Annotated in this window: 23 protein-coding genes; 10 read left to right on the top strand and 13 right to left on the bottom strand. The window is 29.8% G+C overall.

Annotation, left to right across the window (positions count from 1 at the left end; translation table 11 throughout):
* Positions 1 to 4: 4 nt before the first annotated feature.
* The gene (locus tag F7018_RS01960; RefSeq protein WP_150898291.1) at positions 5 to 2287 is read right to left on the bottom strand and encodes an NADP-dependent malic enzyme; all 2283 of its coding nucleotides are present in this window, start codon (positions 2285 to 2287) and stop codon (positions 5 to 7) included.
* 142 nt (positions 2288 to 2429) lie between these two features.
* Between F7018_RS01960 and F7018_RS01955 the strand changes: the two genes are divergently transcribed.
* Complete coding sequence (locus tag F7018_RS01955; RefSeq protein ID WP_150898290.1) at positions 2430 to 3062, top strand: PAS domain-containing protein; 633 nt, start codon at positions 2430 to 2432, stop codon at positions 3060 to 3062.
* Between the two features lie 105 nt (positions 3063 to 3167).
* Positions 3168 to 3806 carry a PAS domain-containing protein gene (locus tag F7018_RS01950; RefSeq protein ID WP_150898289.1) on the top strand — a complete coding sequence of 213 codons (639 nt, stop codon included), beginning with the start codon at positions 3168 to 3170 and terminating at the stop codon, positions 3804 to 3806.
* A gap of 44 nt (positions 3807 to 3850) precedes the next feature.
* Here F7018_RS01950 and queG read toward each other — a convergent pair whose 3' ends face one another.
* A complete protein-coding gene (gene queG / locus F7018_RS01945) occupies positions 3851 to 4777 on the bottom strand; it encodes a tRNA epoxyqueuosine(34) reductase QueG (RefSeq protein WP_150898288.1) in 927 nt (308 codons plus the stop codon).
* 118 nt (positions 4778 to 4895) lie between these two features.
* Here queG and F7018_RS01940 point away from each other — a divergent pair, with 118 nt between their 5' ends.
* The 3 genes from F7018_RS01940 (at position 4896) to F7018_RS01930 (ending at position 10335) form a co-directional block, all read left to right on the top strand.
* Positions 4896 to 7484, top strand: a complete 2589-nt coding sequence (locus F7018_RS01940; RefSeq protein ID WP_150898287.1) for an AsmA-like C-terminal region-containing protein — start codon at positions 4896 to 4898, stop codon at positions 7482 to 7484.
* Between the two features lie 133 nt (positions 7485 to 7617).
* Positions 7618 to 10083 carry a DUF5686 and carboxypeptidase regulatory-like domain-containing protein gene (locus F7018_RS01935; protein ID WP_150898286.1) on the top strand — a complete coding sequence of 822 codons (2466 nt, stop codon included), beginning with the start codon at positions 7618 to 7620 and terminating at the stop codon, positions 10081 to 10083.
* A gap of 9 nt (positions 10084 to 10092) precedes the next feature.
* Entirely contained in the window at positions 10093 to 10335 is a 243-nt protein-coding gene (locus F7018_RS01930) for a MoaD/ThiS family protein (protein WP_150898285.1), read from the top strand.
* A gap of 10 nt (positions 10336 to 10345) precedes the next feature.
* Here F7018_RS01930 and F7018_RS01925 read toward each other — a convergent pair whose 3' ends face one another.
* From F7018_RS01925 to recO, 3 genes are read right to left on the bottom strand one after another with little or no spacing between them, the layout of a single operon-like run.
* Positions 10346 to 10621, bottom strand: a complete 276-nt coding sequence (locus F7018_RS01925; RefSeq protein ID WP_150898284.1) for a DUF3817 domain-containing protein — start codon at positions 10619 to 10621, stop codon at positions 10346 to 10348.
* Between the two features lie 10 nt (positions 10622 to 10631).
* A complete protein-coding gene (locus tag F7018_RS01920) occupies positions 10632 to 13097 on the bottom strand; it encodes a TonB-dependent receptor (protein ID WP_150898283.1) in 2466 nt (821 codons plus the stop codon).
* 3 nt (positions 13098 to 13100) lie between these two features.
* On the bottom strand, positions 13101 to 13823 hold the full coding sequence (gene recO / locus F7018_RS01915) for a DNA repair protein RecO (protein ID WP_150898282.1): 723 nt from the start codon (positions 13821 to 13823) through the stop codon (positions 13101 to 13103).
* A gap of 100 nt (positions 13824 to 13923) precedes the next feature.
* On the opposite strand from recO, the gene F7018_RS01910 reads away from it, so the two are divergent.
* Entirely contained in the window at positions 13924 to 14397 is a 474-nt protein-coding gene (locus F7018_RS01910) for a CYTH domain-containing protein (protein WP_150898281.1), read from the top strand.
* 24 nt (positions 14398 to 14421) lie between these two features.
* Here the strand turns inward: F7018_RS01910 and trhA are convergent, their stop codons facing one another.
* Both trhA and F7018_RS01900 read right to left on the bottom strand, forming a co-directional pair.
* Positions 14422 to 15063: a PAQR family membrane homeostasis protein TrhA gene (gene trhA, locus F7018_RS01905; RefSeq protein ID WP_150898280.1), complete on the bottom strand. Its 642-nt coding sequence runs from the start codon at positions 15061 to 15063 to the stop codon at positions 14422 to 14424.
* On the bottom strand, positions 15035 to 15829 hold the full coding sequence (locus F7018_RS01900; RefSeq protein ID WP_246175024.1) for a lysophospholipid acyltransferase family protein: 795 nt from the start codon (positions 15827 to 15829) through the stop codon (positions 15035 to 15037). Before F7018_RS01900 ends, trhA begins: the two co-directional genes overlap by 29 nt.
* A 95-nt stretch (positions 15830 to 15924) precedes the next feature.
* Here F7018_RS01900 and trpS point away from each other — a divergent pair, with 95 nt between their 5' ends.
* Together trpS and F7018_RS01890 are read left to right on the top strand one after the other, a co-directional pair.
* Entirely contained in the window at positions 15925 to 16893 is a 969-nt protein-coding gene (trpS, locus tag F7018_RS01895; RefSeq protein WP_150898279.1) for a tryptophan--tRNA ligase, read from the top strand.
* A gap of 10 nt (positions 16894 to 16903) precedes the next feature.
* Positions 16904 to 17209: a DUF6370 family protein gene (locus F7018_RS01890; protein ID WP_150898278.1), complete on the top strand. Its 306-nt coding sequence runs from the start codon at positions 16904 to 16906 to the stop codon at positions 17207 to 17209.
* Between the two features lie 38 nt (positions 17210 to 17247).
* Here the strand turns inward: F7018_RS01890 and F7018_RS01885 are convergent, their stop codons facing one another.
* The 5 genes from F7018_RS01885 to F7018_RS01865 all read right to left on the bottom strand — a co-directional run bounded on the left by F7018_RS01885 (position 17248) and on the right by F7018_RS01865 (position 22120).
* Positions 17248 to 17613, bottom strand: coding sequence for a c-type cytochrome (locus F7018_RS01885; protein ID WP_150898277.1), 366 nt, complete (start codon positions 17611 to 17613; stop codon positions 17248 to 17250).
* On the bottom strand, positions 17613 to 18653 hold the full coding sequence (locus F7018_RS01880; protein ID WP_150898276.1) for an NADP(H)-dependent aldo-keto reductase: 1041 nt from the start codon (positions 18651 to 18653) through the stop codon (positions 17613 to 17615). The genes F7018_RS01885 and F7018_RS01880 overlap by 1 nt, the downstream gene beginning before the upstream one ends.
* Before the next feature lie 107 nt (positions 18654 to 18760).
* On the bottom strand, positions 18761 to 19348 hold the full coding sequence (locus F7018_RS01875; RefSeq protein ID WP_150898275.1) for a hypothetical protein: 588 nt from the start codon (positions 19346 to 19348) through the stop codon (positions 18761 to 18763).
* 27 nt (positions 19349 to 19375) lie between these two features.
* The gene (locus tag F7018_RS01870) at positions 19376 to 20563 is read right to left on the bottom strand and encodes a phosphoglycerate kinase (protein WP_150898274.1); all 1188 of its coding nucleotides are present in this window, start codon (positions 20561 to 20563) and stop codon (positions 19376 to 19378) included.
* Positions 20564 to 20572: 9 nt separating this feature from the next.
* Positions 20573 to 22120 (bottom strand): hypothetical protein, encoded by a 1548-nt coding sequence (locus tag F7018_RS01865; RefSeq protein ID WP_150898273.1) that lies wholly within the window; start codon positions 22118 to 22120, stop codon positions 20573 to 20575.
* A 76-nt stretch (positions 22121 to 22196) separates the two neighbouring features.
* On the opposite strand from F7018_RS01865, the gene F7018_RS01860 reads away from it, so the two are divergent.
* Positions 22197 to 22619, top strand: coding sequence for a molybdenum cofactor biosynthesis protein MoaE (locus F7018_RS01860; RefSeq protein WP_150898272.1), 423 nt, complete (start codon positions 22197 to 22199; stop codon positions 22617 to 22619).
* 9 nt (positions 22620 to 22628) lie between these two features.
* Positions 22629 to 23162 carry a GNAT family N-acetyltransferase gene (locus tag F7018_RS01855; RefSeq protein ID WP_150898271.1) on the top strand — a complete coding sequence of 178 codons (534 nt, stop codon included), beginning with the start codon at positions 22629 to 22631 and terminating at the stop codon, positions 23160 to 23162.
* Here F7018_RS01855 and F7018_RS01850 read toward each other — a convergent pair.
* On the bottom strand, positions 23159 to 25915 hold the full coding sequence (locus F7018_RS01850) for a PD-(D/E)XK nuclease family protein (RefSeq protein ID WP_150898270.1): 2757 nt from the start codon (positions 25913 to 25915) through the stop codon (positions 23159 to 23161). The genes F7018_RS01855 and F7018_RS01850 overlap by 4 nt on opposite strands.
* Positions 25916 to 25923 lie beyond the last annotated feature (8 nt).

Raw genomic sequence — 25923 nt, 5'->3', positions numbered from 1 at the left:
TTAATTATTTATTTTGTTTTCTTGCCTTATTTTGAGCATCAACAACAGCTACAGCTGCCATATTAACCATTTCATCTACACTTGCTCCTAACTGTAAAATATGAACTGGTTTACTCATCCCTAATAAAATAGGTCCTATCGACTCCACTCCATCAACTTGCTTCATTAACTTATAAGTAATGTTTGCTGATTCTAAATTAGGGAAAATTAAAATATTTGCTCTTTTACCATTTAGTTTTGAAAACGGAAACTCTTTTGCTAACAACTCTGGATTTAATGCAAAATCTGCTTGTAATTCTCCATCTACAATTACATTTGGATTATGACGGTGGATATACGAAACAGCTTCTCTAATTTTTACAGAAGTTTCAGATATTGATGAACCAAAATTAGAAAAACCTAGCATTGCTATATGCGGTTTCATACCAAACATTTTTGCTAACACAGATGTTAATTGACTAATTTTTGATAAATCTTTTGCTGTCGGATTAATGTTTATCGTTGTATCTGCTAAGAACATTGGACCTTGCTTTGTTAGCATCATATTAGTTGCTGCTACACGAGTAACCCCTTTATCTTTTTCTATTAAAGTCAACATTGGTTTTACTACTGAAGAATATGATCTTGAGTATCCAGTAATTAAAGCATCTGCTTCTCCAGTATTCACCATCATTGCTGCAAAATAATTACGCTCACGCATCCATTTTTTTGCTTCTAACAATGTAACCCCTTTACGTTGTCTAGTTTTCCAGAAAGCTTCAGCATAACGATCTCTTCTTTCTTTTTCTACATCTGTTTTAGGATCGATGATAAGAACGTCGGCATCAAATCCTAATTCTTTTTTCAATTCTAAAATAACTTCCTTTCTTCCTAATAAAATAGGGATACCTATTTTTTCATCATGAACTCTTTGTGCTGCTTTTAATACATCTAAATGATCTGCCTCAGCAAAAACAACTTTCTTAGGGTCTTTCTTAGCTCTATTATGTAATAAACGGATTTCTTTACTTCCTGTTCCTGAACGATCCATTAACTCATCACGATATTTATCCCAATCTGTTATTGGTTCTTGAGCTACTCCAGATTCTATTGCTGCTTTAGCAATTGCTGGTGGAATTTCATAGATTAATCTTGGATCAAATGGTTTTGGAATAATATAATCTCTACCAAACGATAAACTTACTTCATCGTATACAATATTAACTTGTTCTGGCACTGACTTTTTAGCTAAATCTGCTAAAGCATGTACGGCAGCCATCTTCATTTCTTCATTAATTTTAGTTGCTCTAACATCTAAAGCCCCTCTAAAAATAAATGGAAATCCAAGTACGTTATTAACTTGATTAGGATGGTCTGATCTACCAGTAGCCATTATTATATCGTCTCTAGTTTCAACTGCTAAGTCGTAAGCTATTTCTGGTTCCGGATTCGCCATAGCAAATACAATAGGGTCTTTTGCCATTGATAATAACATCTCTGGAGATACTACATTTCCTTTTGACAACCCTATAAAAACATCTGCATTATGCATTGCTTCCTCTAAAGTATTTACATCTTTATCAGTTGCAAACTCTTCTTTTTGTGGAGTTAAATTATCTCTATCTTTTCTAATAACTCCTTTACTATCGCACATTACAACGTTTTCTCTTTTAGCTCCTAATGCTAAATATAAACGTGTACATGAAATTGCGGCTGCTCCTGCTCCATTTACAACTATCTGAATATCTGAAATATCTTTCTTGATAATTTCTAAAGCGTTTTTCAATGCTGCTGCAGATATAATCGCAGTTCCATGCTGATCATCGTGCATTACAGGAATGTCTAATTCCTCTTTTAATCTTCTTTCTATTTCAAAAGCTTCAGGAGCTTTGATATCTTCTAAGTTAATTCCTCCAAAAGTTGGAGCAATAGCTTTAACTGTTTCTACAAATTTATCTACGTCTGTTGCATCAACTTCGATATCAAAAACATCGATATCGGCAAAAATCTTAAATAGTAAACCTTTTCCCTCCATTACAGGTTTAGACGCCTCTGGGCCTATATCTCCTAAACCTAAAACCGCTGTTCCGTTAGAAATAACAGCTACAAGATTACTTTTTGCTGTGTATTTGTAAACGTTGTTTTTATCTTTTGCTATTTCTAAACAAGGTTCTGCTACTCCTGGCGAATAAGCTAAAGACAAATCGTGCTGTGTAGCATACTTTTTAGTAGGTACAACTGCTATTTTCCCCGGTTTTGGTTTTGCATGATATAGTAAAGCTTCGCGCCTTTTTCTAGAATCACTCATAGGTTTGATATTGTTTGTTTGAACCTACAAATATACGTTTTTGTTATTTAGTAAAAATAATTTCTAACATGATAAAAATCATGTTTGTCGTTTAATTTTCAATTTAATTTTGCAGTATTATTCAATCTAAATTTTCAAAACTATGAATACTCCCCCACGACAAATAATCGACGAAGAAGTAAAATGGGACAAAACCAAAACCATTGTAAGTAAAACCGATACATATGGCACCATTTTATATGCTAACGATGTTTTTGCTAACACATGTGAATACAGTCCTATTGAATTAATTGGCGAACCACACAATATTATTAGACACCCCGATATGCCTAAAGTTGCATTTAAAGCATTATGGGATGCCTTAAAAAGAGAAGAAAACTACCACGCCATAGTAAAAAACCTAACCAGAACAGGAAGATATTATTGGGTTATTACTGATTTTGTTATTGACAAAAATGATGATGGAGAAGTTACTGGATACACCGCAAGAAGAAAAGCTGTTCCTGATAGTGTTGTAAAGAAAATTGAACCTTTATACAAAACACTATTAGACATAGAAAATATGAAAGGTGAAAAAGCAAGTGAATTATATTTTGAAGCTTACCTAAAAGAAGAGGTTGGTAAAAGCTATGATGAGTTTGTTGTAGATTTATTTGAACAAGAGAAATCTAAAGAACAAAAAGCAATCGCAGATAGTCAAAAAGTAGAAGAGGAAGAAGAAACAAGCAAACTAAAAAAAGGGTTAAATTGGTTTTTCTTCGGTGATTTCCTTTAATCTTTAAACTTTTCACAATAGTAAAAAACAGTAACTTTTTATCTAAAATTTAAGGTTACTGTTCTGTTAGTTTTATTATTTTTGTTTAGACTAAATTAGTGTTAAATGACAAAAATATCCCTCAGGCCAACAACCATTATTGATGAAGAAGTCAAATGGAACAAAAGCGAAATTATTATTAGTAAAACCGACCTTCACGGAACAATTTTATACATGAACGATACTTTTGAAGAAGTTTCTGAATACAATAAAATTGAACTGATAGGTGAACCACACAATATCATTAGACATCCCGACATGCCTAAAGTTGCATTCAAAGTTTTATGGGATTCTTTAAAGAAAGGTGAAAACTTTCATGCTATTGTAAAAAACCTAACTAGAACTGGAAGGTATTACTGGGTAATTACCGACTTTACTATTGACAAAGATGATAATGGCAAAATGACTGGTTACACAGGCCGTAGAAAAGCCGTACCAGAAAGTGTTATTAAAAAGATTGAACCTCTTTACAAAACTCTTTTAGATATTGAAAAAATAAAAGGTGAAAAAGCAAGTGAATTATATTTTGATGCTTATTTGAAAGAAGAAGGTAAAACCTATGATGAATTTGTTGTAGACTTATTTGAGCAAGAGTCTTTAAAAGAAAAGAAAAGCAATCAATCACAAACACAAAACGAAACAGAAGAACAACCAAGTAAAATTAAAAAAAGTTTAAACTGGTTTTTCTTTGGTGATTTTCTCTAAGAGAAATGAGAGCTATCTGAATTTCATATTCAGGTAGCTTTTATTTATTCACTCAAAAAAGAGATATTTCTTGTTAAACCAGAAAATTTAGTCCTTTTCACCGCCGACTTTTTAAACACTTTACTAAACGTTTCTTGTGTTAATTCTTTCCAATCACGTTGTGTCATTTCTAACAAGTCCCCCTGAGGTGCGAACAAAGGTTCTGAATGTGGTTTTGAAAAACGATTCCACGGACACACATCCTGACAAACATCACAACCAAACATCCAATCTTCATTCATTCCTTTAAACTCAGTAGGAATAGCATCTTTTAATTCAATTGTAAAATAGGATATACATTTACTTCCATCTACAGTGTTATTTGGTAAAATTGCTTGAGTTGGACAAGCATCTATACAACGAGTACACTTTCCACAATGATCTGTTTGAAAAGCATAATCATATTCAAGCTCTAAATCAATTATTAATTCTGCCAAGAAGAAAAATGAGCCTTGTTGTTTTTGAATTAATAATGTATGCTTTCCATTCCAACCCAAACCAGCCTTTTCTGCCCAAGCTCTTTCTAACACTGGAGCTGAATCAACAAAACAACGACCTGAAACTTCTCCAATTTCATCATTAATTAGCGATAACAACTCTCTAAGTTTTTCTTTTATTACATGATGATAATCCTGACCATAAGCATATTTAGAAATCTTATAACTATCATCACTCTGAACCTTTTCTGGAAAATAATTGTATGACAATGATATAACAGATTTAGCTCCTTCAACTAACAACCTAGGGTCTAAACGTTTATCAAAATGGTTTTCCATATAGCGCATTTCACCATGGTTATTATTATTCAACCATTCTTCTAAGCGTGGAGCTTCCTCTTCTAAAAAATCAGCTTTAGCAATACCACAAGCCAAAAAACCTAATCTTTTTGCCTGTTCTTTTATAAATTTGGAATATTGCTCTTTATGGTTCAAAACACTTATTTTATGGCGCAAAATTAACAAAAGTTTTATTTTATTATTTTATTCACTTTTGTTTAACAAATAAATGCAGACCTTTGTTCGTTAGTATATAAAATCAACCTTTTTAATCATGAAAAAGATTTATAAAATAGTTTTAGGAGTTGTAATAGCAATCTTTGTTATTCTTGTAAGTATTCCTTTATTGTTCCAAGACAAGATAATTGGTTTGGTTAAACAGACTGTAAACAATAATGTTAATGCTAAAGTTGATTTTAGTGATGCTAACCTAAGTTTAATTAGAAATTTCCCTAATATTTCGGTTCAACTTTCAAATACAACCGTTATAAATAACAAACCTTTTGAGGGTGATACTTTATTATATGCAAACGATATTCGTTTAAACTTAAGATTAACTGAACTTTTTAAAAGTAGTACAGATCAACTGAATATAAAATCTTTTTCTATTGATAATGCAAAAGTGAATGTTTTGGTTGATAAAAATGGAAATGCAAATTATGACATCTCTAAACCTAAAGAAGTAACACAAGAAACAACTACAGAAAATACTAGTTCTTCTAATTTTGGACTTTCTATTGATTCTTATAATATTTCAAATACAGCCATTAAGTATACTGATAAGAAAGGAAAAATGCATCTTAGCTTAAATGATTTTAATCATTCTGGAAGCGGTGATTTTTCTCAGTCTAATATGGAGCTAGACACCAAAACATCTACTCTAATTTCTTTTGGCATGGATGGTACTTCGTATGCTAAAAATCAGAAAATTCAATTAGATGCTATTTTGGGAATGGATTTGGTAAATCAGAAATTTTCATTTTTAAAGAATGAAGCAAAACTGAATAACTTACCTTTAATTTTTGATGGATATGTTCAAATAAATAAGAACAATCAAGAAGTTGATATTAACTTTAAAACTCCTTCATCTGATTTTAAAAACTTTTTAGGTTTAATTCCTGAAGCATATACTAAAAACATTGCCAATGTTACCACTTCTGGTAACTTTAGCGTTAACGGTAAAGTTAATGGTATTATTGATAACTCGAATATTCCTAAATTAGACATTACTCTTTCATCAAAAAATGCATCATTCAAGTATCCAGATTTACCTAAAACTGTAAGAAACATCAATATTGACGCACAAATAAAAAACACTACAGGTAAAACGCAAAATACGTATGTAAACATCGCAGGGTTATCATTTAAAATTGATGAAGACACTTTTTCAGGAAAAGGTAGTGTACATAATTTAACTACAAATCCACTTATAAATGCAACACTAAACGGAACATTAAACTTAGCTAACATAAACAAGGCTTACCCTGTTGATTTAAAAAATGAGCTAAGAGGTATTTTAAAAGCAAACTTACATACCAAATTCGATTTAGATGCAATTCAAAAAAGTAACTTGAATAGAATTAAGAACAATGGGCATATTGAAGTAAGTGATTTTGTTTTTTCTTCTAAAGATATTGTTAACCCTATTAATATAAAAAACACCAAAGTAGATTTTACTCCAACGACTATTTCTTTAACAAAATTTGACGCAAATACAGGTAAGAGTGATATTAATGCGACTGGTAAAATTCAAAATCTATTAGGCTTTTTACTTTCAAATAAAAAATTACAAGGTGATTTTAAAGTGAATTCAAACTCTTTTTATGTTAGTGACTTTATGCAAGAAAATACTAATCCAACAGAAAAGAAAGAAGACACTCCGAAAGAAGAAAAGCCAACAGAATCTTTAATGATTCCTGCTTTTTTAGATTGCAAAATATTTGCTGATGCTAAAACTGTTTATTACGATAATTTAAAACTACGAAATGTAAAAGGTACTTTATTATTGAAAGATGAAAAAGCTACTTTACAAAATGTAAATGCAGGCATTTTTAACGGTAAAATAGCCTTAAATGGTGAAGTGAACACACAGAAAAAACAACCAACTTTTGATGTAAAACTAGGAATCAAATCGTTTGATATTGCTCAATCATTTAATAGTTTAGATTTACTACAATCGCTAAGTCCAATTGCTGGTGCTATGAATGGTAAATTAAATTCAGACATTAATTTATCTGGAGATTTAAATACTGATTTTACTCCAAATTTAACTTCAATTTCTGGTAAAGCCTTGGCTGAATTGTTAACTACTAAGATTAATCCGGAAAAAACAAAAGCTTTAAGTTTATTAAACGATAAATTATCTTTTATCGATTTAACTAAATTAGACTTAACTGATATTAAAACTCATTTATCATTTAAAAAGGGGCAAGTAGAAGTATCTCCTTTTAAGTTAAAATACAAAGATATTGGCATTAATGTTGGCGGTACTCATGGTTTTGATCAAACGATGAATTATAATATAACGTTTGATGTTCCTGCAAAATATTTAGGAAGTGATGTTCAAGGAATATTATCAAAACTAAGTGCAAAAGATCAAAATATTACAGTTCCAGTTACAGCAAACCTAACAGGTAGTATGACTAGTCCTACGATAAAAACAGATTTATCTTCTTCTGTTACTAAATTAACTCAAGAGTTAGTACAACGCCAAAAGGAAAATCTTGTTAAAAATACTTTAGGTAATTTATTAGGCAATAAAAAGAAAGACTCAACTAGTAAAACTGACAAAACCGTTAAGAAAGTAACTGATGTTTTAGGTGGTTTATTTGGAAAGAAAAAAAAGAAAAAAGGAGGTAATTAAAAACTCAGGCAACTGTTTTAAAAATATTGGCGTCTATAACTTTAATAATTCTTTGTCAATTATTTAACAGCTTATAAACATAATTAAGAATTTGCAACATATATGTTTGTTTCAAATTCAATTAAACCCAACTATGAAAAAAACAATTACGCTACTGTTTTTAACACTTACTAATATTACTTTTTCTCAAATTAGAGGAAAAGTAACCAGTAATACTAACAAACCTTTATCTTTTGTTAGTGTCTATCTAGAAAATTCTATTACCGGAACAACCACAAATGATAATGGTGATTATGAATTAGCCATTAGTAAAAAAGGAGAACATACTATTGTTTATCAAATCTTAGGATACAAAACAATTAAAAAGAAAGTTAACATTAGCTCTTTTCCTTATAGTTTAGATGTTCAACTTTCAGAAGAAGAAGTTGCTTTAGATGAAGTATTGATTTCGTCTAAAGAAAATCCTGCTAATAGAATTATTAGAAACGCCATTGCTAGCAAAAGCAAGAACACAGATAAATTTGGGCGATACAAAGCCGATTTTTATTCTCGTGGATTATTTAAAGTAAAAAACCTTCCTAAAAAATTCTTAGGTCAAGAAATTGGTGATATGGGTGGTGGCTTAGATTCTACCAGAAGCGGTATAGTTTATTTGTCTGAAACCATTTCTAAAATTTCATTTCAAAAAAAACCTAAAAACTTCAAAGAGCATATTATAGCTTCTAAAGTTTCTGGTAGTGATAATGGAATTAGCTTTAATCAAGCAGAGGAAGTTGATTTTAACTTTTATGAGAACTCATTTAACCTAGCCGATGCTCAAATGGTTTCTCCAATTGCTAATGGTGCTTTTGGTTATTACAACTACAAATTAGCTGGAACTTTTTATGATAAAAATGGTAATTTGATTAGTAAAATTCAATTATTACCCAAAAGAAAAAACGATCGAGTTTTTAGTGGTCACATCTATATTGTTGAAGATGATTGGGCTATTTATGGAGCCGATGTTGTTGTTACTGGTGCACAAGTAAGTATGCCAATGATTGACACTTTAAAAATTAAACAAAACTATAATTACTCTAATAAAAATAAAGCTTGGGTTCCAGTAACTCAAACTATAGATTTTAAAGCAGGAATGTTTGGTTTTAATTTTAATGGGCGTTTTTCTGCTGCGTATTCTAATTATAATTTTGAACCTGATTTTTCTAACAAGTATTTTGGAAGTGAAATTTTATCTTTTGCTGAAAACGCTACAGAAAAAGATACAGTTTATTGGAATAAAATACGCCCTGTAACCTTAACCAATGAAGAGATTGCTGATTATAAATTAAAAGATAGTATTAAAACTAAACGAAAATCAAAAAAGTATTTAGATTCCGTAGACACTAAACAGAATAAGTTTAAAATTTTAAATGTTCTTTCTGGTTATTCATACAATAACACTTATGAAAAATGGGGACTTAGCTTTTCTTCTCCTATAGAAAACATAAGTTTTAATACTGTTCAAGGATGGAATTCGTCTATCGGTATTAACTATTATAAAACGCTAAATAAAAAAGGTAAAAACTTTGGTGCTAGTGCAAACATCAATTATGGTATCTCTGATAAAAAAATAAGACCTACTGGTTATTTTTATTACAAATGGAACAATACTACTCGACCAATATTAAATATTTCTGGAGGTAGAACAACAGCCCAGTTTAATGCAAAAAGACCTATTTCTAGATTTTGGAACACTATTAGTTCAGTACTTTTTGAAAGAAATTACATGAAAATTTATGAAAAAGATTTTGCTAGGGTTTCTTTTTCACAAGAAGTTGTTAATGGTTTACGCATGTCTACTTCATTAGAATATGCAAACAGAAAGCCATTATTTAACACTACAGATTATGTAATGTTTCCAAAAAGTAATGTAGAATACACGTCTAACAACCCACAAGACCCAACTAATTTTACATCTTCATTTACGCCACATAAAATATGGTCGTTTACTCTTGGTGCAAATATTCAATTTGGTCAAAAATACTTATCGTATCCTAATGGAAAGTATAATGTAAGTAGTAGAAAATACCCTTCGCTATTTATTGGTTACAAAAAGAATTTCGGGGCAGATAATTCTGAATGGAATTCAGATGTTATCTATTCACAATTAAACCAAAGAATTTCTCTAGGAAACTGGGGAGAGTTTAAATATAAAGCCAAAGGAGGCATCTTTTTAGGGAAGAAAGACATTCCTTTTATAGATTATGCTCATTTTAACGGAAATCGTTTGTTAGTAGCTCCAAATAGTAATTATTTAAATAACTTTTATATGTTACCTTACTATCAATTAAGCACAAACGATAAATATGGTGAATTGCATGGAGAATACAATTTTAAAGGTGCTTTATTAAGTAAAGTTCCTCTTCTTAACAAACTTAATTTCCATTTAGTTACTGGAGCCAAAGGACTATTTACTGGAGGCAACAAACCATATTCTGAATATTCAGTAGGTTTAGATAATATTGGATTTGGAAAATGGCGTTTTTTACGTGTAGACTTTGCTAGATCTAACTTTAATGGACGCAATGAAAATAGAGTAGTATTCGGAATTAAATTGTAATTTCGTAATATGAATATTAATGTACTACTTTTTGGTATCGCAACTGACTTAATAGGAAGTTCTTCTTTACAGATAGAACTTCCTATTAATTGTTCAGTAGCCACTTTTAAAGAGATTCTTGTTAGCAAAAATGAATCATTAAAAGAAATGAGCACTTATGCTGTAGCTATTAATGAAAGCTATGCTTCTAACGAAACAATTATAAAAGAATCTGATATAGTTGCTATTATCCCACCTGTTAGTGGAGGATAGTTTTTAAGAGCTACTCTTTTTTAAGGTATTTTCCTACGAAGAAAGTTCCAAAAGGTAAAATTGATAATAAGCATACTATACCAAAAGTTTTACCTTTCCAATCTAACTCATACTTTAGCATTATTGCCATTATTATGTATGCTACAAATAGTAGCCCATGAGGCATTCCTAACATTTTTACATATGCAGGATTATCTTGTAAATATTTAATTGGAGTAGCAATAAAAAGTAATAAAATATAAGATACTCCTTCTAATAAACTTACAATTTTAAATATGTTTATCATATTTATTTTTTTAAAAACTTGTTGTTAATGATAAAGAAAAATTACGGCCTGGTGCAGAAACACCAGAAGCAAATTCCTTATAATGAACATCAAATAGATTAGTGATTTGTGTTTGTATTGAAATATTAGTATTCAATTGATATTTTCCAAAAACCCCAACGGTCATCCAAGCTGGAGTTCCATAATATTTATCTGTAGCTAAAGAAGCATTTTCATCAACAATTGGTGTTTGTACATGATTATCGATACCTTCTTCTATATTATATGTTTCAATACCTTTTTTAGCATTAAAAATAAGATTTGCTCCTCCTTCAAAATTAGCTTTTGAATAATTTATCTCAAATCTACCAAACAACGGTGGAATAGATGACAAAGGCATATTTGTATCATATGTTTCTCCTTTGGTATAGGTTAAAGAACCTGAGGTTTTCCAATTTTTAAATAACTTACCTTGATAACTTAATGTAGCTCCTGTAACATAGGCTTGACCTTTATTTACATTGGCTACAATATTACCATCGTCACCATCGTAAGTTATTGTTTGATTTCCAGGAATTAATTCGAAAGCTTCTCTATATATGTAATTATTCAGTAAAGTATAATATACGTTTGCACCAATTCTAAATTTTTTATCATTAAAATATTTTTGTGCTCCTACTTCTATATTATAAGCATGCTCTGGTCTTAAATTTACATTTGGTACGGTTACGTTTCCGTTTTTTTCTCCAACCTTACCTACATCATCAATATTTGGCGATCTAAAACCTGATGAAAGTACAGTATTTAATTGCCATGTATTAGTTGGTTTATAAACATAACCAATGGTTGCTGTTAAAGCTGTATTATTTAAACCAATATCATTATTTGGTAACACTATAAACGTTTCACTATCCCATTTAGCTTGCAGGTTTGTATTTGTTAATCTAACTCCTGTATTTAATGTAGAATTACTTGAAATATCTTGTCGGTAGTCTACATATATAGCAGAACTAAAATAACTGCTTCCTCCATCTGGATATCTAGACTGCACTGGAAAACTTCCGTTAAAACCTACAACTTTATTATTATCAACTCTTAAAACTCTTCCAAAAGAATTAGATTGTACATCATTGTATGTTACTTCAAATCCATAGCCCAAATTTCTTTTTTTAGCTAACGAAACAGAAAAGTCTCCATTTAAACTAAAAACATCTACATCTTCTTTTCTGTATGTTCTTTCTAATGTTCCAAACTTTCTTTGAATACGACTTTCTTGAATATTTTGGTAAGCTAGAGTAATAACACCATTCTCAATCCACTTTTTCTTTGGATTAATTTCTAATTGTGAAGACGCTAAAAATCTGTTTTGTGGTCCATAATTCCACTCTGCAAACTTAAGTGTTCCATTTTTTAATTCTGTTAATCTATCAAAACGAGGAACATTTGTAGATGTTGAATATTGAATATTGAATTTTAAATCGGTATTTCTAGATAACGGTACGTAAAACTTTTGTAATATATCTGTTTGACTAAACCCTGTATTTCTTTGAATATTTGGATTTGAGTTAGCAGTTGGATTCTCATTATAATTCCCATTCATATTATCTGAATAAAAAAATACTTTTCCCCAGTCATCAAATCCATGAGAACGATTTTTTCCCATTCTCAAGTCGCCAAATGTACTATGCGTTACACTTGTTAAAGAAGCCCACTTTTTAAATTGTAATTCTACAGAAACGGCATTAGTTACCTCATTATTTACTGAACTATATCTTAAAAAAGCATCTCCTTTAATTTGGCTTTTATCAGAAATTCTTGGTGTTTTGGTATAATAATGAATTACTCCTCCTAGTGCATCAGATCCGTATATTACAGATGATGGTCCAAACACTACTTCTGTTTTATCTAACAAATTAGGACTTACTGTAATAGAGTTTTGCAGGTGACCTTTACGATAAATAGCATTATTCATTCGAACCCCATCCACTACAAGTAATACACGATTACTTTCCATTCCCCTCAAAACGGGACTTCCTCCTCCAAATTGTGATTTTTGAACTTTAATTCCCGGCACATTAGCTAATAAATCTGCTGAAGTTTGAGGAGATACTTTTTTAATTTCTTTGGAAGATATTAAAGCTATTTGTTCTGCTATTCTATTAGCTTTTTCTTGTTTCTTAAATACAGAAACAACTACTTCATCTAATTGTTCTGATTGTTTTGATAAGAAAACTTGATATCTGTTCTTTTCTAAATTAGACTTCTTTTCCTGAAATTTAGCGTAAACCACATGCGATAAAATTAATATTTCATTTTTCTGAAATTCTGAAATATTTACTTTTCCTTTTTCATCACTTACTCCCGACTTAGTTTTACTTTTATTAAACACAGCCACTCCTTCAATTGGCTTACCTGTTTCGGCATCAATTACAGTAAGGTTTTGCGAAAAAACTGACCCTATTATCAATAAAAAATATACAGTTATAATTTGCTTCATATATCAACTAAACACCGTTTCTAAAACGTCTAAAGATTTAGGTTTTTTAAACCCTTCCAAATGTAATTCAAAATATTGAATTATTATTCTCAGTATTATTTGTCTTTCGTTTTTATTGTACGAAATTGAATCTATTGCATCAAAATTTATGCCTAAAAGGCTTTTAAAAAGAATTAATTCTTTCCCTGTTATTACTAGCTTTTCATAAGTCGTATCTGTAAACCTTCCTTCTAGTAAACTAAAACCTAATTTTTCGATATCAGCTAGGTCTGGATAAAACCCAAGAAATCTTGATAAATTCAGTATAAAAAGTAAATGAAAATTCGCAATATTATCATGAGTATCTAACCAAACAAGTCCAGTTTCTATATACTTATACAAAACTTCATTTTTTTCTTCTTCTTGAATAATACTAGATAATACTTCTGATAAAAACATTACAATAGTTTGTTTAACAACCGATGTATAAATATTTTCATAAGAATAAATAACTCGAGCTTCTCTTATAGAGTTTAATGAATTTTTATTGCTATGGTTTGCTGTTAGCTCTAACTGTGTTAATGGTTGAAAATAAGCTGGTTTTAACTTCCCTCTTTTAGAACTTAAAACTCCTCTAATAATGTAAGAACTTACTCCTTCTTCTAAAGTAAAGCATTTTACAATTAAGCTTGTATCACCATATTTAAGAGTACTCAAAACAATGGCTTTTGTAGTAATCATTGCCATTAATTAACAATTTTTATAATTGATTTTTAAAACCGTCATCAAAGGTATTTAATATTAATTATAAAAATGATACTTTCGTATAAATTTGATTCAATTTCTTATGACTTTTGAAATAGAAAGAAAGTTTCTTGTAAACTCTAACATTTATAAACAATTAGCATACAAAAAGAGCTATATAAAACAAGGATTCTTAAATTCGAAAAAAGAGCGTGTTGTAAGAGTTCGAATTAAAAACGACTCTGGTTTTTTAACTATTAAAGGGCCTTCTAATAAAAATGGAACTACTCGATTTGAATGGGAAAAAGAAATTACCAGAACTGAAGCTGAAAATTTATTAGAATTATGTGAAGAAGGTATCATTGAAAAATACCGATACTTAGTAAAGGTAAACCAACATACTTTTGAAGTTGATGAGTTTTTAGGAACTAATGAAGGCTTATTAGTTGCTGAAGTTGAACTTAATAATGAAAACGAAAACTTTACCAAACCTGAATGGTTAGGCAAGGAAGTTACTGGAATAGTTGAATACTATAATTCTAATCTCAGCAAGAATCCATTTTGCAACTGGAAATAAATCAATTATTCTAGCCTTTAATTTTTACACGTAAAAAAATATGGTCAAAAAATGACTAAAGCTTCCTAAAAGCACAAATACATGAAAAATTGCGTGGTTATATTTTATTTTCCCTATCGAATAAAATAGTGCTCCTACTGTGTAAAAGACACCTCCTGCCATTAAATAAAATAATCCTTCTGAGGATAAATTTTCCATTAAAGGTTTAATTAAGAAAACAACTTGCCAACCCATTATTAAATATAACGCTGTAGATAGCTTATCAAACTTACCTGTAAAAAACAATTTTAAAATAACTCCTGTTAATGCAAATAACCAAACAAAAACAAATAAATACCATCCTGTTTCTTCTGGCAAAACAACTAAACAAAAAGGGGTGTAACTACCTGCTATTAAAACATAAATAGCAGCATGGTCAAAAATATTCAACCTTCTCCTTAACCTAGGTTCTTTTGTAGCATGATAAAAAGTAGAAGCCCCATATAAAATTACTAAACTTACACCATAAATAATAAAGCTTGACACTTCCCAAAAATTGGTGTATGTAATAGACTTTGAAATTAAAAACGGAAAAACTAGAAAACTTAATAGTAACCCAAATCCATGAGTTAATACATTTAGTCTCTCTTCTTTTTCGCTATAACGGTGATTTAAATTCTCGCTCATTATTTGGTCTATTTGTGTCTTTCATATACAACTCATCATTAGTCAATTCATTGTACATAATATCAAAAGTACTTTTTTTAAGAGTATCCTTATCATCCATTGTAAGTCCTTTTGTATTTATAAACTCACATTGTTTAATTCTAAAAGTTCCGGGAGCTCCTTTGAAAAAGTCCCACGAAAACAATCGCTTACAATCTAAATATAATTGAGGTACTATAGGTATTTGATGTTCGATAGCTAAACTAAATGCTCCATTTTTAAATGGTGCTAAAATTATATTCTCAGTAGGCACCATTCCTTCTGGAAAAATTGCAATACTTGTTCCGTTTTTAAGTCTTCTTTTTGCTTGTTCATATACTCGCTTTCTACTCTCTGCATCACTTCTATCAACCATAATTACCACTTTTTTGTAGAAAAACCCAAAGATTGGAATTTTCACCAATTCTTTCTTTCCTACAAATACAATTGGATTTTTACTCATTGCACACATTACCCATCCATCTAATAACGACGCATGATTTGCACAAAACATATAGCTTTGGTCTCTTTTTATTTCTTCTTTTCTATCAATTTTTAATCGGAAACCCATTCCATAAATCAGAAGAAAAGACCACGCTCTAATTAGTTTCCAAAATACTGGGTAATATTTTTCACTAGAAGTTAATATGAGTAAAAAAGGCGACATTACTACTACTGAAACTAAAATCAACACATAAAACCATAAGCGCCAAATCAATCGAAAAGGAAATAGTAAATATTTAATCATAACTGCGAATGTAGTAATTTCTTTTGTTTGATGATTTTTAACCTTATTTTTGCTAGCATTATTTAATAATTACACAAAACATTTCAAGAAGAAATATGTCAAGAGTTTTAACTGGAGTACAAAGTACAGGAACCCCACATTTAGGGAATTTATTAGGAGCTATTTTACCTGCCATTGAAATGGCTAACGATCCTAAAAATGAATCGTTTTTATTTATTGCCGATATGCATTCTTTAACACAAATTAAAGATGGTGAGCAATTACGTGAAAACACCTATAGTACTGCTGCTACTTGGCTTGCTTGTGGAATTGATATTTCTAAAACTGTTTTTTATCGTCAAAGTGATATTCCTGAGGTTACCGAATTAACTTGGTATTTAAGTTGTTATTTTCCATACCAACGTTTAACCTTAGCACACAGTTTTAAAGATAAAGCTGACAGATTATCGGATGTAAACGCTGGATTATTTACTTACCCAATGTTAATGGCTGCCGACATTTTATTATACGATGCTGAAGTTGTTCCTGTTGGTAAAGACCAATTACAGCATTTAGAAATGACACGTGATGTAGCTAGTAGACTAAATAATATTATTGGTGACACTTTGGTTTTACCTCAAGCTAAAATTAATGAAAACACTAAACTAGTCCCTGGTACCGATGGTGAAAAAATGAGTAAATCTAGAGATAACTTTATCGATATCTTTTTACCTGAAAAGAAGTTACGTAAACAAATTATGGGTATTAAAACAGATAGTTTAGCTCTTGAAGATCCTAAAGATCCTGATACTGATAATGTTTTTGCTTTATATAAATTATTAGCTTCTGATGAGCAAATTGCTGAAATGCGTGCTAACTACGAAGGAGGAAACTACGGATATGGTCATGCAAAACAGGCTTTGTATGAGTTAATTCTTGAAAAGTTCTCAGATGTTCGTGCGAAATATTACCACTACATGGAAAATCGTAACGAAATTGATGAAGCTTTAGCTATTGGCGCTGAAAAAGCTCGTGCAATTGCAAAAGATGTTTTAAAGAGAGTACGTGATAAAGTAGGTTACTAAAAAATTATTTATGAAATCTCTTTTTACTTTTAGTAGTATACTTTTATTACTTTCATGTGCGCAACCAAAGGAAAAAACTTTTGTTACAGAAGCTTCTTGCGGACAATGTCAGTTTGAGCTAAAAACCCAACGTGGATGTGATTTAGCCATAAAAATTGATGGCAAAGCTTATTTTGTTGAAGGGGCTCATATTGACGATTATGGCGATGCACACGATGAAAATATTGGTTTTTGTAATGCAATTAGAAAAGTAGAAGTTACAGGTAAATTAGAAAACGAAAAATTTAAAGTTAGTAATTTTAAAATAGTAGAATAACTTTATATAATATCATAAAAACAAAAAACCGAAGTTAATTACTTCGGTTTTTTACTTTCTATATATTTCAAGACTTCATTAACATTTTCCTGAGACAATTGAGGAAAACTAGGTCTATGTTGATTTGATTTCAAATATTTAAATAAACTAATTGAATCAATTTCAACTTTCTTAAGTGAAGGTCCAAAAACAAGTTTATCTAACTTATGGCAACTAGCACATAACATTTTAAAAAGTTTCTTTCCTTCTTTATACTCCTCATCAAAATCCACAGTACCGCAAAAAAACTGGTTTCTTTTTTCTTCTGAATTACTTTCAAAAAAATCAAAAGAAAGCAATACCATTAAAATTATAGCAAGAAATACTACAGTGTAAGAGGCTAGTATTTTATTCTTAATATTCATTAAGGTGCTGGATTCGGAATAACCGCGTGTACTGCTTCAATTTCTCCTAAAATCTCTTTGCTTAAATCAATATTAATAGAATTAATGTTTTCTTTTAATTGGCTCATTTTTGTTGCACCAATAATATTACTTGTTACAAATGGTAACTGATTGATATATGCCAATGATAATTCAGAAAGTGTTAATCCATGTTTTACAGCTATTTTCTGATATTCTTCCACTGCTTTTAAAGAACCTTCAGACATATATCTTGCTATAAATCTTGGAAACAAAGTTCCTCTTGCTCCTTCTGGTGTTTGTCCGTTTAAATATTTACCAGACAACACTCCTTGTGCTAATGGTGAATACGCTAACAATCCTATATTCTCTCTCATAGATACTTCAGACATTCCATACTCATAACCTCTGTGGATTAATGAATATGAATTTTGAATTGTAACCATTCTTGGCAACCCTTTTTCTTCTGCAGTTTGCAAATACTTCATAGTTCCCCAAGGTGTCTCATTTGACAATCCAACTTGCTTAATTTTACCTTCTTTTACTAGGTCATTTAAGGTTTCTAAAATCTCTAAATGGTTTTCTGCTTCTTTGGTTGAAGTTTCATAAGGATAATCGCGAACACCAAAACAATTTACACCTCTATCTGGCCAGTGTAATTGATATAAGTCTATATAATCCGTTTGTAGCCTTTTTAAGCTCCCTTCTACAGCTTCTTTTATATTTTCCCTTCCAAATCTTCCTTCACGAATATGAGCCGTATAAGCACCACTTCCTGCTATTTTTGAAGCCAATACTACTTTGTCTCTGTTTCCTGTTTTTTTAAACCAAGACCCAATAATTTTTTCAGTAGCTCCATAAGTTTCAGGAGTTGCTGGAACTGAATATAATTCAGCAGTATCAAAAAAGTTTACTCCTTGTTCTAAGGCATAATCCATTTGTTCGTGTCCATCAGCCTCTGTATTTTGATTTCCCCAAGTCATTGTTCCTAAACATATTTTAGAAACTTTTATATCTGTATTTGGTAATGTAGTGTACTTCATAAGTTAATTCTCAAATATTATCCTTGTAAAAATACAAGGTTTTTTATAATCTTTTCTTCTTAAAATTAACACAAAAAAATCCCGCTAATTGCGGGATTCATATTTAATTATCTAACTAAATATTCAGTTAATGTTCTTTTTTTAAGTTTTTTAATCAATGCAAACACTGCTATTGAAAGAATTATTAAATATCCTAAAATTACTTTAACAGTACCAAATTGAGCTAATCCTAAAATAAGACCTCCCAAACCTTGTCTTCCTCTTACTTCATATTCGTAGCCTTTTTCTATTTCTCCTGCTAAAAAAAATATCCATAAAAATATCGCTGTTGAAAACAATATAGCAAAAGCTTGTGGTTTTATATACTTCATAAAAGAAGGTTTTTCTTTGAAATAATTAAACCTAAACAAACTCTCTTTCAAATAAAGAAAAACTTCTCTTTTTATTTTTTCATCATTTATAATTATTTCTTCTTCAGAACTACCTCCATAAAAAACTTTCATTTTATTGTCTTCTTCTGGGTTTTCAATACTTTTTATATATGAAAAAGGGATATTAAAAATATCTTCTGGTATTATCGATTTTTCAAAACCTGTAACTAACTCAGATTTTATATATTTATTTGTTTTACCTATATAAATAGATTCATTTGTAACAACTATAAAATTGTTATCATTACCAAACCAATATTTCATCTAATTTTCTTTTTCTTTAGCTATTTATTATTTCAAAACAGCTTCGATTCCTGGTAAAGTTTGTCCTTCTAACATTTCTAACATAGCTCCTCCTCCTGTAGACACATAACTTACCTTATCTCCAAAACCGAATTGCTTAACTGCTGCTACTGAGTCTCCTCCTCCCACTAAAGAGAATGCTCCATTTGCTGTTGCCTCAGCAATTGCATTTCCAAGTGCTACTGTACCTGTAGCAAATTTTTCCATTTCAAAAACTCCTAATGGTCCATTCCATAAAATAGTTTTTGATTTTGCTATTACTTCTGCAAATTTTTCTGATGTTTTAGGTCCACAATCTAATCCCATCCATCCTTCAGGAATTTTAGTTGTATCTACTTCTTGAGTATTGGCATCATTTGAGAATGCATCTGCAATTACTGCATCTACTGGTAAATGTATTTCTGTATTATTGGCTTTCGCTTTTTCTAATATTTCTAAAGCTAAATCTAACTTATCATCTTCTACTAACGAATTTCCAATAGTTCCTCCTAAAGCTTTAATAAAAGTGAATGTCATTCCTCCACCTACAATAATGTGATCTACTTTTTCAATAATATTTTCAATCACACCTATTTTAGACGATACTTTAGCTCCCCCTAAAATTGCTGTTACTGGTTTTTCTGAATTGTTTAAAACCTTATCAATACTTTCAATTTCGGTAGCTAATAAATTTCCAAAACATTTATTCTCTGGAAAAAACTGTGCTATTACTGCTGTAGATGCATGTGCTCTGTGTGCAGTTCCAAAAGCATCGTTTACATATACATCTCCTAATTTAGATAATTGCTCAGCAAAAGCAATATCTCCTGCTTTTTCTTCTGAATAAAAACGTAAATTTTCTAATAATAAAATCTCCCCGTTTTTTAAATTAGCAACAGCAGCTGATACTTTATCACCAACACAATCATCAACAAACTTAACTTGTACTCCTATTACTTCGGTTACTTTATCTACAATATGACGTAATGAAAATTTATCTTCCTTTCCTTTTGGTCTTCCTAAATGTGACATTAACACACAGCTTCCTCCATCTTCTAAAATCTTTATAATCGTTTTCTTAGCTGCTTGTATTCTGGTATCATCAGTTACTTTAAAACTATCATTTAAAGGAACATTAAAATCTACTCGTATTAATGCTTTTTTATTTTCGAAATTAAAATCGTTAAGTGTTTTCATTACTTAAATTTAGTTGATTGTTATTTTTAAAAATTGTCTTTTCTTTCTTCTTTCACCGTATAAAATTAACTCATTATTTGAAACTTGTTCTATATATCGGCAATTAAAAGGAGCTACTTCTTCTTTATTAGCTAATAAAGTTTTATAAATAAAGTTTCCATCGGCGTCAAATTTAACAATATATAAATTGGTATTATTTCTTGTTGCCTTCCATAAAAAGCTTTCTCTAAATTTTATTCTACCTCCTGACAACTCTCCCATTTTCTTATGAGCGTTTAAAATAAGATACTCATTATTATTACATTGCGCTGTACCAAAAGACATTAATGGATTTGAAAAATATCCTGACGTTTGTGCTTTATTGATATTTCTAGCCCATAAAAGATCTCCCTCATCACTTAATTTCAATGTAATTATATCGTCAAAATTGTATGATATTCTTGTATATCCACCAAACCGGTTGTAAACATACGTTGTTGTTATAAAAAATTCTTCTGCTGTAATAATCATTCCTCCTTCATCTGGATATGAAACACTTTTAAATCTAATATTACTCAACTCTTTATCTTTCGATTTCCCATATTTATCCATTAAAAACTGCTCAGTAAATGGAGAAAATTTAGAGTTTTCTATATTCAGGTTTTCTGGATTGATAATAAAAGAACATACTCCCTTAAACCTAAACTCATTTCTATCTGAATAAAAACCTATACAACTTAGTTTATTTTCTGGTGTAAAATCTAATTCCAAAGTTGCCACAAAATGATCTTCTACAGACAATTTTGTTGAAATTACATTGTTTTCTGTGATTTTAAATAACTCATAATGATAATTCCCCCCTTTTTTCTTTTTCTTCTTTTTAGGATACACTTTCCCTAAAACAGATACTTCTCCTTCATCCGATACTTTTACATCTTGAAGTTTAAATTGCTTGTCTTTGTATGGTAACTCAAACTCCTTCTCCCAAAGTTGATTAAAATCTTCATCAAAAACTAAGATACTATGATGTTCATTTTTTTTATCTGAAGAATCTATATTAAACACATTATATTTCCCTGATTTTGAAAAAGATAAATTACCTTCAAAATCCCTATCTATTTTAGATCCTGAAAAAATAGATGCAAAAAATGATGGATACCTATCTGTAGTAACTTCGAAAATTTTTCTTTTGGTAAAATTAAGTTCTTCTTTTACTGAGGTATATAAAAAAGCTTCTATCTTTTTTTCTTTCTTATTTCTATAATACTCAATAAAGCCTAGAATATCTCCATTTAAAAAACTTGCTGATACTCCTCGTCTTTTTTCTATTTTATGTTCAAATGATTTTATCTTTTTAAAATCATTATCAAAAACATCTATATAAAAGTACTTTTCATTTTCTGAAGTTTTAAGTACATATAACTTATTAGACTCGTCTTTAAAAATAGTTCTTAAAACATTTGATTGTTTTTCTTTTTGAACGTCACTTTTAAACAAAGTAACATCTATTGGGCTTTCTTGTGCCTTTATTTTTAAGGCAATAAGAATAAATAATACTAAAAAAAGTGTTTTTTTCATTGCAATTATGTTTTGATAAATTTAGTTGTCGAAAATACTATATTTTAGCAATACATTTAACCTTATTTTAATCAATATGGAAAACACTTCTGTACTAATAAAATCAGAAAAATTAAATCTACAAGAATGTTACAATTTTGTTTCCGATCCTTCTTGTGGTGGTATTGCTGTTTTTGTTGGAACCGTAAGAAATGCCACTCAAAACAAAAGTGTTACTCAGCTAGATTTTTCAACATATAAACCCATGGCTATTAAAGAAATGCAAAAAATTGCTAACATAGCTTTGGATAAATTTCCTATTAAGAAAATTGCCATTCATCATGCCGAAGGTTTATTACAAATAGAAGATATTCCTGTTATTATTACCGTTTCTTCTCCTCATAGAAAAGCTGCTTTTGATGCTTGCCAGTATGCTATCGATACTTTAAAAGAAACTGTACCTATATGGAAAAAAGAATACTTTGAAGATGGTGAAGTTTGGGTAAATGCTCATCCATAATTCTTTTTTATGATACAGTACAAAACAACATCAAGTATTGAAGAACTAAAGCAAATTATAGCTTTACAGATTAGTAACTTACCTCAAAACTTAACTGACATTGAGAAAAAGGAGCAAGGCTTTGTAACTGTACAACATTCTATTGAGGTTTTAACAAAAATGCACCATATACATCCTCATATTATTGCTAAACATGGAGAACAAGTTATTGGCTATGCTTTATCCATGTCTAAAATATTTAGGAATGAAATTCCTGTTTTAGTTCCTATGTTTAATGAAATTGATAAATCTTCTAAAAAAGAGGACAACTATATTTTGATGGGACAAGTTTGTATTGATAAAAATTACAGAGGCAAAGGAATTTTTAGAAGCTTATATGAAGAAATGAAAAATTCATTTTCTAACACTTATGATGCTATTATTACTGAAATTGACGCTAACAATACTCGGTCTTTAAATGCACATAAAGCAATTGGTTTTAAAGAATTATCTATTTATAAATCTAACAACCAAAATTGGATTATTGTATATATGGATATTTAATACGGTAAATCTGCTGGCTCCATAAAACTAACTTCTGGATTGTACATTTCTTTTAAAACCTCTTTTATCTCTCCCATAAACTCGCTCAATTTCTCTTCTGTTACTAAATTATCAGGCTTTCTATAATTTGATGAAAAATTCATTTTCAAAAAACCACTTTTTAAATTCTTGAAAGAAATTATTCCTGCTTCTATTTCTTTAGAAAAATCAAACTTAGTATTTTGAGTATATAAAAAAGCATATAACATAACTTGTATTGCTTTATGATATTTTAACTCTCGAATGCTATCAAAATCTATAACTTTTAAATTGGTTGAACTAACCATACCTGTTTTATAATCAATAATTCGGATTACTCCGTTTAGTTCATCAATTCTATCAACCTGTCCATGTATTTTTATTGGAAACTCTATTCCTTCAACAGCTATTTCAGCAGCTAAGTTTTGCTCTGTTGCTATAATTTTTAATTGGTTGTTTTTATCTTTTAGTAATTGTTCCTCTTTTGCTAAAAAATTTTTCACAAAACGATTTGCAACTTCAAAAACCAATCTATTTTTACCCGTTTTTATATCTCCGTTTCTAAAATGTTTTGAAAAGAAAAAGACAACAAGTTCTTCTCTTTTCTTATGCATTTGTTGTAGGTCTTCTAACTGTAAAAACTTATTTAAATACGGCTTATATAATTCTTCCAGAGTATCATGAACTACTGTTCCCATTGTATTCGCTGCCACAGTTTCTTCTACATTTTCAAACTCATTTATTTTTAAAACTTTTTGTTTATAAAAAGCTATCGGATTGTATAAGTAATTTGTTAATGCCGACGGTGAAATTCCTTTCCTTGCCAGTTCTTGCAATCGTTCTAAAGCTTTTTCATCTTTTTGTATTTCTTTCAATTTTACTGGTGATGTTACTACTTTTGGACTTATTGTTTCCTCAGTAATATCATCTCTTATCATTTCTAACTGTGTTACAAAACGACTTTTTTCTCCACTTCCAAATACATCATGTTCTGTATTATACAGTATATAAATGTTCTTTGCTCTTTGTAATAATCTAAAAAAGTGATACGAAAAAAGAGCATCTTTTTCTTTATATGTTGGAAGTCCAAATGCTATTTTCACATCAAAAGGAATGAATGTATTTTGTTGACTACTAGCTGGCAACACTCCCTCATTTACTGAAGTGATTATTACGTTTTCAAAATCTAACATACGTGTTTCTAGCACTCCCATAAGTTGCAAACCTTGTAAAGGTTCTCCCTGAAAAGACAAACTTTCTGATTGAATTAACTGTTTAAAAAACTGATGTAATGTTTTTAAATCTTGTACATAATTAAACTCGTTATGTAAGTTTTGTAATTGCGTAAATGCTGTATAAAACCTAAACAAGTATTCTTTCTCTAAATCGTTTGCTGTATCTTTTAAAACATTGATGAGCTCTAATATTCTTGATAAAAAATCGCTTATTGATGTAAATGGTTTAAAAACATTATTGATTACCTCCTTTATTTTATCTTCTAAAGGAAGAAGAAATTCATTAATTTTTTCTTTATCTACAAACGTGTTGTTCTCTTTTACGATAGCTTCTGAAATTACATCTGCAATATTTTTTTTCTCTTCTATTTGTAAAAGTCTATATATGGTTGCGTCTTTTACCAACCGAACAACATCTTTATGATAGAATAACCCTTCTTCTTGTTTTTGTAGTTTTTCTTGATTGATAAACAATTGAAAAACAGCAAAAATTAAACTTGTTGTTGGAATATCTTTTAACGGATATCCCATTGTTATATTTATTGCATCTACATTTTTTGGTAAGGAATTTAGAGTAATTGGTAATAAAGTTTCATCAGCCAACACTAATGCTGTATTATTATAACTCGGTAATTTTGATAAAATCTCACCTGTATATTTTATTTGAGTAATGTTTTTTGACGCTCCAATTACTTGGATGTTTTTTGGTTCAGAAAAATAATCTTTAATCGTTTGAATTGGATTATTTTGATAATGTTTCCAAGTAGTTTTATATTTTCTTAGAAAGCTTCCTGCTTGATGAGTTCCTTCATAAAACGTTTTTTCAATATCCCAGTATACTTCTGTAGTTTCACTAGTTAAAAACTCTTGAAATAAATATTCTTCAGCACTATTCAATGCATTGAACCCTATAAAAACATACTTCTTATCTTTATTTCTTTGAACATAATCCGCTACTTTTTTAGTTGCTTCTCTGTACAGCACCCCTTGATAACCTATCTTATTGCTTATTAAAAACTGATATAAAGATTCGTATAGTTTTTCCAACTCTTCCATAAAAGAAAAGTGATCTTTCATTAGTTCGGTTTCCTTAAACTCTCCCCTCACTGACCATTTTTTTAAACGGTGTATATCTCTCAAGTACACAAAAATGTCACGAGGATTAATTAGATGTTGATCTATCTCATTAAAATCTTGTAATACTGTAAATGCCCAAGAAGAGAATTTGTCAAATGGATCTGAATCTTTTACTATTTCTTTATAAATTGTATAAAAGTGAAATAATAACTGAACACTATCTGCTTTTTTTATTTCAGAAATTTCTTCAACAAAATCACCAATATTAACTATACGAGGTAAAAAACCCGCTAAAATTTTATTCTTAAAATCTTGTTTAACAAATACACCTGCCCTTTGAGATGGTAATATAAACACAACATTTTCAAATGTTTTTGTTGTTTGCGAAATAGCATCTAAAGTTTCTGAAATAAACGATTGCATAAGCTAAT

Origin of the sequence: Tenacibaculum aiptasiae, assembly GCF_008806755.1 — a bacterium.
In the GTDB taxonomy this organism is placed as follows: Bacteria; Bacteroidota; Bacteroidia; order Flavobacteriales; family Flavobacteriaceae; genus Polaribacter; species Polaribacter aiptasiae.
Note: the sequence above shows the minus strand (reverse complement) of the source record. Positions and strands in the feature narration are given on the sequence as shown.